This is a genomic window from Quisquiliibacterium sp., assembly GCF_982640115.1.
In genome coordinates this window covers 1-10,206 of the sequence record NZ_CEXFHW010000147.1, presented here as the reverse complement: position 1 = coordinate 10,206, position 10,206 = coordinate 1, and the positions used below count along the sequence as shown (strand labels likewise).

Genomic DNA, 10,206 nt, shown 5'->3' with positions numbered 1-10,206 from the left:
TTGGCAGTCAGGTAGAAGACCCGGTCGATGTCCTGGCTCGCGCAGGCCTTCAGCAGCGGGAACAGCGTGCCCAGGGTCTTGCCGATGCCGGTGGGCGCCTGCGCCATCAGGCAGGCGCCGGCGCGCGCGCTGCGAAACACCGCCTCGGCCAGCTCGCGCTGGCCCTCGCGCCAGGCTGCCTGCGGGAAGGGCATGTCGGCCAGCGCGGCATCGCGCGCGGCACGGTGCGCTGCCTCGCTGCGCGCCCAGGTGAGCCAGCGCTCACACAACGCGAGGAAGTCGGCACGCAGTTCGTCGGCCGCGCAGTCCTCGTCGTGGCGGGTCTCGCGCAGATCCTCGATCGCCACATAGACCACCGACACGGTGATGCGCGGCAGGCCGAAGCGCTCGCACAGCAGCCAGCCGTAGACGCGGGCCTGGGCGCGGTGCAGGGCGCGGTGATTGGCGGGCAGGCGGGCGGGGTCGCCGCGATGGGTCTTGATCTCCTCGACCAGGCCGCGGCCCGGATCCCAGCCGTCGGCCCGGCCACGCACCCGCAGCTCGCCCACACGGGTCTCGAGCGCGAACTCGGCCTGCCAGCCCGGCTCGCGTCGGCCGGCCACCGCGCGGTGGCCCTCGATGCCCTGCTGGGCGGTGGGCGCCGGGGTGAAGCGCAGGTCGAGGTCGCCGGCGCGCGCGCCGAACTCGCACAGCGCGCGCACCGCGACGGTGTATCGGGGCGGCTCGGCCGGCCCGGGCACGGGCGTGGCGGCGGCCATGCCCGCTGGCGCGCCACTGCCCGTCAACGCTCGACGAAGGCCCGCTCGATCACATAGTGGCCCTGCTCGCCCAGGGCGGGCGAGACCACGAAGCCGCGGGCGTCGAGCATCTCGGAGGTTTCCTTGAGCATGGCCGGGCTGCCGCAGATCATGCCGCGGTCGGTCTGCGCCGAGAGCGGCGGCTCGCCGATGTCGGTGAACAGCTGCCCGCTCTGGATGGCGGTGGTCATGCGACCGGTGTGCCTGAAGGCTTCACGGGTGACCGTGGGGTAGTAGATGAGCTGGCGCGACACCATCTCGCCCAGGAACTCGTGGCGCGGCAGCTCGTCGCGGATGAAGTCCGCATAGGCGAGCTCGCTGACGGTGCGCACCCCGTGGATGAGGATCACCTTCTCGAAGCGCTCGTAGGTGTCGGGGTCCTGGATGATGCTCATGAAGGGCGCAAGGCCGGTGCCGGTGGCAAAGAGGAACAGCCGCTTGCCGGGCAGCAGGTCATCGATGACCAGGGTGCCCACCGCCTTCTGGCCGATCAGCAGCCTGTCGCCGGGCTGGATGTGCTGCAGCCGAGAGGTCAGCGGCCCGTTCTCCACCTTGATCGACAGGAACTCGAGCTGCTCGGCCCAGTTCGGGCTGGCGATGCTGTAGGCCCGCATCAGCGGCTTGCCGTCCACCGGCAGGCCGATCATCACGAAGTGGCCGTTGCGAAAGCGCAGGGACGGGTCGCGGGTGGTGGTGAACGAGAACAGCGACTCGTTCCAGTGCCGCACGGTGAGCACGGTGACTTCGGAGGAGGCAGCCATGGGGATTCAGGTGAAGGGTTGACCGGGATTGTCCCTCAGGACCGCGCTCAGGCCGGGCCGTAGCCGCCACCGCCGGGCAGGGCGAGCTCCAGGGTGTCGTTCTCGAGCAGATCGACCACGCTCTTGGGGTTGGCCACCGGCTCGCCGTTGAGCAGCACATGGCCCACCCGTCCGGGCTCGCCGCCCATGATGCCGCGCGCCGGCACGCGGGTGCGCTCGGTGAGCAGCGACACCCGCAGGCGGCCCGGCCAGCGCGAGCGGAACGACACCACCTGGCCCATGCCGCCCTGCTGCGCGCCGGCCCCGCCCGAGCCGTCGGCCAGGCGCTTGGCGCCGAAGATCACCGGGGCCAGGGTCTCGGCCACCTCCACCGGGGTGTTGGAGATGTTGGCCGGAAAGCCCGACGCCGGCGGCCCCGAGCGCTCGCGCATGGCGCCCATGCCGCCGTTGAAGAACAGGATGGTCGAGAACGAGGTGCCCTTCTCGACATCGACGCCGCGCAGCAGCACCGACCACAGCGGGGTGCCGCTGTCGGCCTGCACCCGCTCGGGCATCACCGGCGCCAGCGCCTCGAACACCGCGGCCTGCAGCTGGTGGCCGATCAGGTGGCGCGCGCCCACCGCCGCCGGCGGCCGGGCATTCACGATCGTGCCCTCGGGCGCGATCACGGTGAACAGCCGCGTGAAGCCGTCGTTGTTCGGGATGCCCGGCGAGAGCAGGCACTTGAACGGATAGATGGTGTAGGCGTAGGTGTGGTTGAAGGTCTCGTTGATGCCGAAGCGCACCTGCGGCGTGCTGCCGGAGTAGTCGACGGTGACGCCGTCATGGCGCACGGTGATGGTGGCGCGGATGCTCACCCGCTCGTCGAAGCCGTCGGAGTCGACGCTGCCGGTGTAAACGCCCTCGGGAATGCGCCGCAGCTCGCGCAGCGCCGCCTCCTCGGAGGCGCTGAAGATCGCCTCGGCAATCTCGTCGATGCCGGTGAGGTCGTACTCCTCCAGCATCTCGAGCAGCCGTCGTTCGGCCACCCGCAGTGCGCCCATCTGTGCCTCGAAGTCGCCGCGCACCTGCTGCGGCAGGCGCACATTGGCCTCGAGCATGGTGAGCGCGAACTCGTTGAAGCGGCCGCCCTCCGAGAGCTTGATCACCGGGAAGCGCACGCCCTCCTCGTAGACCTCGTTGGCATCGGCCGACCACTGCCGCCCGCCGATGTCCGACAGATGCGCCACCGCCATCACGAAGGCGATCAGCCGGCCGCCGGCGAACACCGGCGCGGCCATGGTCGCGTCGGGCAGGTGGCCGGTGCCGATCCAGGGGTCGTTGGTGAACAGGATGTCGCCGGGCTGCAGGCTCTCCTTCGGGATGCGCTGGAGCATGGCGCGCAGCGACAGCGGCGCGGTGCCGATGAAGCCCGGAATGCTCAGGGACGACTGCGCGAGCAGCCGCGCCTGGCTGTCGAGCAGCACGCAGGCGAAGTCGTTGGACTCGCGCACCACGGTGGAGAACGAGGTGCGCTTGAGCGCGGCGCCGGCCTCGTCGGTGATGGCGATCAGGCGGTTCCAGTAGATCTCGAGATCGATCGGGTTCATGCGCAAGCCTCTTTCATCGGTTGCCGGGCTCAGCGGCCGGCGCGCGCGCCCAGGGTGATGCGCAGGTTGCCGGCCTCGTCGATGCCGAAGCGATCACCCGGCCCGATGACCACGGTGGAGCCGGGTTGCTCCACCAGGGCCGGGCCCTCGTGGCGCTCGCCGGGGCGCAGCTCGGTCTCGTCGATCACCGGGGTGTCGATGAAGGCGCCGGCATCGGGGAAGTAGGCCGGGCGCGAGCGGCGCGCGCCCGCGGCCGCAACGCCGGTGCGCGCGGCCGGCCGTGCCGGCGTGGGCGGCGCGGGCGCGAAGCCCTCCACCCGCCAGTTGACGGCCTCAAGCCGCTGGTTCTCGAGGCGCACCCCGAAGCGCGCGATGTAGGCCTGCTCGAAGCTGGCCTGCACCGCGCCGGCCTGGTCGGGCCCGAGCTGCGCCGGCAGCTCGGTCTCCACCTCGAAGCCCTGGCCCACATAGCGCATGTCGGCGGTGCGGCGGAACCGCACCTCGGCCGGCGGCACCCCGGCGGCGGCGAGCTCGTCGCGCAAGCGGTCCTGCATCTGGCCAAGCAGGGCCTCGGTGGCTGCCCAGTCGACGCCGGCCATGCGCGTGAACCGGGTGCGCACCGCATCGACCTTCATGGGCGCCACCAGCAGGCCGAAGGCCGAGAACACGCCGGCGTTGGCCGGGATGAGCACCTCGGTGCAGCCGGTGCGGCGGGCCACCTCGCGGGCGTGGATCGGGCCCGCACCGCCGAAGGCGAGCAGGGTGTAGCGGCGGACATCACGACCGTTTTCCACCGCATGGATCTTGGCCGCCGCGGCCATGTGCTCGCACACGATGCGGTGGATGCCGTTGGCCGCCTCCATCACGCTCAGGCCGAGCGGCTGCGCGATGTGTTCGGCTACCGCGCGCTCGGCGAGGTCGGGGCGGATCTGCACCGCGCCGCTGAGATTGCCGGCGGGGTCGAGGTAGCCCATGAGCAGGGCCGCATCGGTCACGGTGGGCTGGGTGCCGCCCAGACCGTAGCAGGCCGGGCCGGGCTTGGAGCCGGCGCTGTGCGGGCCCACCTTGAGCAGGCCGGTGGCATCCACATGCGCGATGCTGCCGCCGCCCGCGCCGATCTCGATCAGGTCGACGGTGGGCAGGCGCACCGGCAGGCCGCTGCCCTTCTTGAAGCGCTGCAGGCGCGCGGCCTCGAAGTCGGTGGTCACCGAGGGCGTGCCGTCGGTGACCAGGCAGGCCTTGGCGGTGGTGCCGCCCATGTCGAAGGCGACCACATTGGCCACGCTCGCCTGGCGCGCGGCATGGGCCGCACCCAGCGCGCCGGCCGCCGGGCCCGACTCGAGCATGCGGATGGGCATGCGCTCGCCGAACTCGCGCGAGATCACCCCGCCGTTGGACTGCATGATGCGCAGCGTGGCCTGGATGCCCATGGCCCGCAGGCCGTCCTCGATGGTGCCGAGATAGCCACCCACCATGGGCATGACATAGGCGTTGAGCACGGTGGCCACGGTGCGCTCGTATTCGCGCAGCTCGCCGAGCACCTCGCTGGAAAGCGACACCGGCAGCTGCGGCGCCACGCGCTGCGCCACCGCCTTGATGCGCTGCTCGTGGTCGGGATTGGTGAAGCTGTGCAGCAGGCACACCGCGATGGCCTGTGCGCCCTCGGCCACCAGCGCGCGCACCGCGCGTTCGGCATCGGCCTCGTCCAGGGCCTGCACCACCGCGCCGGCGGCATCGATGCGCTCGGCCACCTCCATGCGCAGCTCGCGCGGAATCACCGGGTCGGGACCGGGCGCGGTCAGGTCATAGAGGTCGTAGCGCAGCTCGCGCGCGATCTCGATCACATCGCGAAAGCCGGCGGTGGCGATCAGCCCGGTGCGCGCGCCCTTGCGTTCGATCACCAGGTTGGTCACCGCGGTGGTGGCGCCCACCACCACCTCGCTCACCTGGCCGATGGCGATGCCATGCTGCGCCAGCAGCCGCGCCAGGCCGGCGCGGATGGGGCCGACCACATCGACCTGGTCGCTCAGCACCTTGGCGGTGAGCACCGAGCCGTCGCTGCCGAGCAGCACCAGGTCGGTGAAGGTGCCGCCGATGTCGAAGGCAAACCGGTAGCGCACCGCGCCGGGCGCGGTGGCGGGAGCAGCCGCGCTCATCCCTTCACCCGGGCCAGCTTGATGCCGCGGTCAAAGCCCTTGGCGAACTTGCCGATCTCGAACACGCCGTCGGGGATCTGGAAGAAGGTCTCGCGGGCGCGGTCCTCGTCGGTGGTGGTGTGCATGCTGGTGGCGTTGAAGGGGCAGGTCTGGGTGCACATCTCGCAGCCGATGCAGTTGTCGTGCAGCGAGGCCACCTTGCCCGGGCCCTGGGCCAGCGCGTCGTAGAAGCAGGTCTGGATGCAGATGGTGCAGCTCGGGTTCTTGCAGGCCTCCTGCGCGATCTCGCTGTGCATGCGCGGCTTGCGGAACTGGTCGCCGTAGTCTTTCACCGCGCGGCGCGAGGCGATGCCGGTCATCGAGGCGATGTCGGGGTAGCCATGGCTGTCCATGAACTCCTCCAGGCCCGAGATGATGTGCGGCAGGTACTTGATGCCCTTGAGCATCAGGATGGAGCCCACCTGCACCAGCGGCGCGCCGGTCATGATGAACTCGACCACATCGCGGTGGTCGTAGATGCCGTTGGAGCCGGTGATCGGCATGCCCAGCTCGTTGTAGATGCGGTGCACCCAGCGCAGCGACAGCGGCTTGGCCCACACGCCGCCGATGCCGGCCGGCCCGCCCAGCCGCGGCTGGCCGGTCTCGATGTCCACCGAGAAGCCGGTGTAGCGGTTGGTGGCCGTGACCCCGGCCGCGCCGGCTTCCTTCACGGCGCGCGCCACCTCCATCACCCGCGACTGGTCAGGCGTGAGCTTGATCACCACCGGAATCTTCACCGCCTCGCACACCCGGGCGGTCACCTCGCGGGCCACCTCGGGCTCCTGGCCGATCATCGAGCCGCCATGCACGCCGGGCATCATCGCCGGGTGCGGGCAGCCGAAGTTGAGCTCCACCATGGGCAGGCCGCAGTCCTCGATGGTGCGGCAGATGTCGATCCAGCTCTGCACGGTCTTGCCGCCGGCGCTGCCGATCAGGTGCGAGCCGCGGTCCTGCGCGTACTTGTTGAGCTCGATGAGATGCGGCACCCATTCGCGAAAGCCGGTGCTGGAATAGCCCGAGCGGCTGTAGAAGATGAAGTTCTTGTTGACCTTGCCTTTGATGAGCTCGTTCTTCTCGTTGAGGATGGCGTACTTCGAGTTCTCGGTGAGGCGCGCCATGTCCTCGATGTCGGTGAGGGTCTTGACGATCATGCCCGCGGCGCCGGCATCGACGCACTCGCGAATCACCTCGGGGCTGTTGGTGGTCTCCAGCGAGGCGATGATGATCGGGTGCTTGAACTTCACGCCGCAGAAATCGAGCTTGAGGTCGGCCATCTGATGGGTCTCCGGTGCCTTGGGGGGTGTCGTTGACGGTGTCGCTGTCGGTATCGGAATCGTGTCTCGCGCCGCGGCCGGCGGGCCGGCGGCGCCGTGATGCATGCGAGGGGTTCAGTCGGGGGTGCCGAAGGCCTTGCCGCCGGGGCGCAGCGCGGTGCGGCCGCTGTCGTTGTTGCCTTCCACCAGCCGCGTGAGCAGGTCGATGAACTGCTCGCGCTCGGCCGCCGAGAGCGGCGCGAGCAGCTTGCGCTGCGACTGCTGCATCTGCGGATGGTGGGCCTTCAGGAAGGCCTCGCCGCGCGGCGTGACCAGGCAAAGCTTGCGGCGGCGGTTGTCGGCATCGACCACCCGCCGCACCCAGCCGCGGGCTTCCAGGCGCTTGAGGATGCCGGCCACATTGGCGCGATCAAGGCCGAGCTCCTCGCCGAGCGTGAACTGGTCGATGCCGGGGTTCATCGAGAGGATGCTGAGCAGCCCGTACTGGATGGGCGTGACCTCGCCATCGGCCACCTGCTCCAGGAACAGCGCCACATGGATCTGGTGCAGCCGGCGCACCAGGAAACCGGGCCGATCCCAGATGCCGCGATCACGGGTTCCGGCGCCTTGCCGGGCGGCCTGCGGTTTGTTGACAAGCCCTCGGGCCACGCCTATTGTTTGCATGCAAACCATGGTTCCACGCGGGCCGAGTTTCTGTCAAGGCTCGCGGCGTCCGGGGCGGCTGTCAGCCCCGTTCGTGCGGAACCTGCCGGTCTCCTGATGTTCTCCCTTCACCAACCAACGGGGCGCACTCATGCAGCGAAGAGGATTTCTAGGCAAGGCGGCGGCCGGCACGGCCGCGTCGCTGGCGGTTTCTTCCACGGTTCATGCCCAGGCCGGCACGCGCTGGCGCATGCAGACTGCCTGGCCCAAGAGCCTCGACACCATCTACGGCTCGGCCGATGCCCTCGCCAAGCGCGTCACCGCCATGTCGGCCGGCTCGTTTGATCTTCGCGCCCACGCCGCCGGCGAGATCGTGCCCGCCGGGCAGATCTTCGATGCCGTCTCGGCCGGCACGGTGGAGTGCGGCCATGTGTTCTCGTCCTTTTTCGTGGGCAAGAACGCGGCGCTGGGTTTCGATGCCGGTCTGGCCTTCGGCCTGAACGCGCGCCAGCAGAACGCCTGGATGCTCTACGGCGGCGGCCTCGAGCTGCTGCGCGAGCTCTACAAGCCGTACAACATCGTGCCCATCCCCTGTGGCAATGTCGGCGTGCAGATGGGCGGCTGGTACCGCAAGGAGATCAAGACCGTCGAAGACCTCAAGGGCCTGAAGTTCCGCATCGGCGGCCTGGGCGGCACCATCATGGCCAAGCTCGGCGTGGTGCCGCAGCAGATCCCCGGCGGCGAGATCTACACCGCCCTCGAGAAAGGCACCATCGATGCCGCCGAGTGGGTGGGCCCCTATGACGATGAGAAGCTCGGCCTGAACAAGGTGGCCCGCTTCTACTACTACCCCGGCTGGTGGGAGGGCAGCGCGCAGATCACGCTGCTGGTCAGCACCAAGGCCTGGGAGGCCCTCTCCAAGACCCAGCAGGAAATGCTCGAGGCCGCCAGCACCGAGCAGATGGCCGCCATGATCGCCCACTACGACACCAAGAACCCCGAGGCGCTCAAGCGCCTGGTGGGCAGCGGCACGCAGCTGCGCGCCTTCCCGCGCGCGGTGATGGACGCCTGCTACAAGGCCACCGAGGAAACCTTCAACGAGATCGCCGAGAAGAACCCCCAGTTCGCCAAGATGCTCACCTCCTGGCGGCGCTTCCGCGATGAGCAGAACCTCTGGTTCCGCGTGGCCGAGAACACCCTCGACAGCTATCGTTACGGGGTGTCGGCAAACCGCTGATCCGCGGGAGCGTTTCATGAGTTCCTCTGCCACGGGCATCGGCGCGCGCGTCCTGCGCAAGGAAGACGAGCGTCATCTGCACGGCCGCGGCCGTTTCATCGACGACCTGGTCTTTCCGCGCCTGCTCGAGGCAGCCTTCGTGCGCAGCCCGCTCGCCCACGGGCGGCTGTGCGGCATCGGCCTGCCGGCCGGCGCCGAGGGCCGCATCTTCACGGCAGCGCATCTCGCCGGTTCGGTCCTGCCCATCACCGCGCAGTCCTCGCTGCCCGGCTATCAGGTGTCCGACTATCCGGTGCTCGCGCAGGGCAAGGTGCGCTTCGTGGGCGAGCCGCTCGCGGTGTGCGTGGCGCCCACCCGCGCCCAGGCCGAAGATCTCGCCGCCGAGGTGGTTCCCGACATCGAGCCGCTCACCCCGCTGCCCGATGCCGCCACCGCGCGGGCCTCGTCGGTGCAGGTGCACGAGCACTGGAACAGCAACCTGTTCATCCATCTCAAGCGCGAGGAAGACCTCAGCGAGGTCGCCCGCCGCGCCGCCCATGTGGTCACCCGCGAGTTCCGCATGGCGCGCCAGAGCATGTCGCCCATGGAAGGCAAGGCGGTGCTCGCCTACTGGGATGACCAGCGCTCGCAGCTGGTGGTGTATTCCTCCACCCAGGTGCCGCACATGATCCGCTCGGGGCTGGCGCAGTGCCTGGGCCTCGAGCTGGCCAGCCTGCGGGTGATCGCGCCCGATGTCGGCGGCGGCTTCGGCTACAAGTGCAATCTCATGCCCGAGGAGGTGGCGGTCGCCTGGCTCGCGCTCACGCTGCGTCGCCCGGTGCGCTGGATCGAAGACCGCCGCGAGCATCTGGTGGCCGGCACCAACTGCCGCGAGCACCAGTACCGCATGTCGGCCTATGTCGATGAGCGCGGCCGTCTGCTCGGCCTCGATGCCGAGGTGCATGTCGACAGCGGCGCCTACTCGGTGTGGCCCTTCACCGCCTGCCTGGAAACCGGTCAGATCATCGGCAACCTGCCCGGCCCCTACCGCATGGAGAAGTACCGCTGCCATGTGTACGGCGTGGCCACCAACAAGCCGCCGTTCTCGCCCTACCGGGGCGTGGCGCGGCCGGGCGTGGCCTTTGCCATGGAGCTCATGATCGATGCCATCGCCCGCACCGTCGGGCGCGATCCCTGCGCGGTGCGCCTCGAGAACCTGGTGCGCGGCGCCGACATGCCCTTCACCAACATCGCCGGCAAGGCCTTCGATTCCGGCGACTACCCGTCCAGCCTGCATCGGGTCATGGCCATGCTCGATCACGCCGGCTTCGCGCAGCGCCAGGCGCAGGCCCGGGCGCAGGGCCGCTTCCTTGGCCTGGGCTTTGCCACCTACACCGAGCAGGCGGCGCACGGCACCTCGGTGTTCGCATCCTGGGGCCTGCCCATCGTGCCCGGCTATGACGGCGCCACGGTGCGGCTGGCCGCCGACGGCACCCTCGAGGTCAAGGTGGGCGTGCACTCGCACGGCCAGGGCATGGAGACCTCGCTCGCGCAGGTGGCCAGCGAGATCACCGGCCTGCCGATCGAGCGCATCGTGGTCACCCACGGCGACACCAACGAGACCCCGTTCTCCACCGGCACCTATGCCTCGCGCTCCATCGTCATGGCCGGCGGCGCGGTGTCCAAGGCCTGCGAGGTGCTGGTCGCGCGGGTGCGGCCGCTGGCCGCCCAT

At 69.9% G+C, this 10,206-nt stretch carries 8 protein-coding genes; 2 read left to right on the top strand and 6 right to left on the bottom strand.

Annotated features, from left to right (window positions below):
- The 6 genes from AC2H6A_RS14745 to AC2H6A_RS14720 all read right to left on the bottom strand — a co-directional run.
- The coding region (locus AC2H6A_RS14745; protein ID WP_484274360.1) for a PD-(D/E)XK nuclease family protein at positions 1-758 on the bottom strand (758 nt) is incomplete at its 3' end.
- 23 nt (positions 759-781) lie between these two features.
- Entirely contained in the window at positions 782-1,558 is a 777-nt protein-coding gene (locus AC2H6A_RS14740; protein WP_484274359.1) for a ferredoxin--NADP reductase, read from the bottom strand.
- Positions 1,559-1,605: 47 nt separating this feature from the next.
- Positions 1,606-3,147, bottom strand: a complete 1,542-nt coding sequence (locus AC2H6A_RS14735) for a hydantoinase B/oxoprolinase family protein (RefSeq protein ID WP_484274358.1) — start codon at positions 3,145-3,147, stop codon at positions 1,606-1,608.
- Positions 3,148-3,176: 29 nt separating this feature from the next.
- A complete protein-coding gene (locus tag AC2H6A_RS14730; protein ID WP_484274357.1) occupies positions 3,177-5,303 on the bottom strand; it encodes a hydantoinase/oxoprolinase family protein in 2,127 nt (708 codons plus the stop codon).
- A complete protein-coding gene (locus AC2H6A_RS14725) occupies positions 5,300-6,616 on the bottom strand; it encodes a tRNA-dihydrouridine synthase (RefSeq protein ID WP_484274356.1) in 1,317 nt (438 codons plus the stop codon). The genes AC2H6A_RS14730 and AC2H6A_RS14725 overlap by 4 nt, the downstream gene beginning before the upstream one ends.
- A 114-nt stretch (positions 6,617-6,730) precedes the next feature.
- Entirely contained in the window at positions 6,731-7,174 is a 444-nt protein-coding gene (locus AC2H6A_RS14720) for a MarR family winged helix-turn-helix transcriptional regulator (protein ID WP_484274355.1), read from the bottom strand.
- A 235-nt stretch (positions 7,175-7,409) separates the two neighbouring features.
- Here AC2H6A_RS14720 and AC2H6A_RS14715 point away from each other — a divergent pair, with 235 nt between their 5' ends.
- Together AC2H6A_RS14715 and AC2H6A_RS14710 are read left to right on the top strand one after the other, a co-directional pair.
- Complete coding sequence (locus tag AC2H6A_RS14715) at positions 7,410-8,495, top strand: TRAP transporter substrate-binding protein (RefSeq protein ID WP_484274354.1); 1,086 nt, start codon at positions 7,410-7,412, stop codon at positions 8,493-8,495.
- Positions 8,496-8,511: 16 nt separating this feature from the next.
- The coding region (locus tag AC2H6A_RS14710) for a xanthine dehydrogenase family protein molybdopterin-binding subunit (RefSeq protein WP_484274353.1) at positions 8,512-10,206 on the top strand (1,695 nt) is incomplete at its 3' end.